The organism is Micrococcus sp. iso_26 (assembly GCF_056172975.1).
Genome location: NZ_JBWBTV010000010.1, coordinates 1 through 1,647 on the forward strand (window position 1 = coordinate 1; position 1,647 = coordinate 1,647).

Annotated in this window: 2 protein-coding genes; both read right to left on the bottom strand. The window is 73.5% G+C overall.

Annotated features, from left to right (window positions below; translation table 11 throughout):
- Window positions 1–22: 22 nt before the first annotated feature.
- On the bottom strand, window positions 23–397 hold the full coding sequence (locus tag AC0VX0_RS12255) for a hypothetical protein (RefSeq protein WP_475452174.1): 375 nt from the start codon (window positions 395–397) through the stop codon (window positions 23–25).
- A 171-nt stretch (window positions 398–568) separates the two neighbouring features.
- Window positions 569–1,531 (bottom strand): DUF4192 family protein, encoded by a 963-nt coding sequence (locus AC0VX0_RS12260; RefSeq protein ID WP_475452176.1) that lies wholly within the window; start codon window positions 1,529–1,531, stop codon window positions 569–571.
- Between the last annotated feature and the right edge of the window lie 116 nt (window positions 1,532–1,647).

Here is a 1,647-nt window from a genome sequence, read left to right on the forward strand (position 1 = left end):
TGTCGCCGAGTCGGCGGCGGACTCAGGCGTCCGAGCTTGCGGCCTGGAGCAGCTCCAGGTCCTCGGGCTCGCTCAGGTGCTGGGTGAGCTCGACGGGAAGGGGATCGGCGGTGAGTTCCGGGCGGCAGGCCAGCAGCACCGGCCCGCGCAGGAACGTGTCCCAGTCCGTGCGCCCGTTGGCGGCGTGCGCGTTCAGGAACGCGGCGGCCTGGTGGTTGCGGTCCTCCGGGGTGTAGGCGCGGGGCTGGGGGTCGGTCCAGAGGTAGACCGTCCAGCCCTGGCCGTGTACGGCGTCGAACTGGTCGCAGAAGAACGCCGAAAGGTCCTCGGGGCCGTCGAGTTCGAGCAGCTCGACGGGGTCGGCGGGGTCGGTGGGGAAGTGGATCATCTGGGCCATGGCGGGCACCTTCCAGGGAGTGCGGGTAGGGCGGGGACGTGTCGTGGAGAGCCGGCGGCCCGGGGCCGGGGCGCTGCACACGCGGTGCAGCGCCCCGGCCCGTGTCGCCGAGTCCCCGACACGGCGGGGGCCGCGTGCTTGCGCTCGCGGCCCCCGCGCGGGCGGGGTCGGTCAGCCCCGGGAGGGCTTCCAGGCGTGGGCCCGGTCAGCGGCAATGGCGGCCACCGGCGTTGCAGTGGTCAGAGCGGACACGGCGCGCACATGCGCGTGCCCCGGCGTGCACGCGGCGGCCTGTCCCAGCCGATCGGCGGCCTGCGTACCCTGGCCGCGGAGCCAGGCCACGTAGGCCAGCACGGCCAGCGCCCCGGCGGCGGCCTCGCGCGGCCCCATGGCCACGGCGGCATTGAGCACCGTCTCCGCTTCCTCCGTGGCCGCCCAGTCCAGCCCGTGCGGGAACGTGCCCGTCAGGAAATCCACCGTCTCCAGCCGCTGGGGCGCGGTCACGGCCACCATGGCCGCGTGCAGGTACTCGGGGTCCGGGTGATCCAGGGTCGCCAGCACGACGGCGGCGGCGTCGCGGTCCGCCCGATCCCGCAGAAGACGGGACATGCCACGCCCCAGCGCGCGGATGTCCGTGAGGAAGTCCCCCATGCGCTCGCGGGCGGCGGCGATCAGCGGAGCCAGCGCGGCGGTGTCCTGCGGCGCTGCGGTCGGGTGCTGGACCGGCGCGCCCCCCTCGACAGCCACGGTCAGCCCGAGGTCAGAGGCCCCCGGCGCGTAGGGTTCGCTCTCACCCGTGCTCAGGTTGGTGCAGTTCTTCCCGTCCACCGTCACCAGCGTCTCGACGGGCAGCCCGTGATCGACCATGGCGGCCTCCACCTCGAACCAGCGCAGGGCGCGGTCCTCGGGGCCGTATCCGATCAGGATGGCGCGCTCATGGCCACTGTCCCGCAGGGACTGGGCCAGAAACGTGCCCAGGAAGCCGGCAGGGGCGGCATCGTCGACGCGCATCACCGCACCCAGCCGGGTGCCGGTCATGCCGATGGCCACCAGGGAATCAGCGGGGGTCTTGCGCAGGGCGGCGGCCGCGTAGTCGGCCAGCGCGAGCGGAGAAGAGGCCTTGAGGGTTTTCATGGTGTCCTCCTTGGGGACTCGGGGTGCGGGACCCCTGTGGGTCCTGCGGGGGTGTGGTGGGCGGTGCCCTCCAACGTGTCTAACAATACACGTTCGGGGAGGGGGTGTCTACTGGG

What these genes read in the sequence shown, in the direction of transcription:
- AC0VX0_RS12255 (WP_475452174.1), bottom strand. Translation starts at nt 397, where the DNA reads ATGGCCCAGATGATCCACTTCCCCACCGACCCCGCCGACCCCGTCGAG.
- AC0VX0_RS12260 (WP_475452176.1), bottom strand. Translation starts at nt 1,531, where the DNA reads ATGAAAACCCTCAAGGCCTCTTCTCCGCTCGCGCTGGCCGACTACGCG.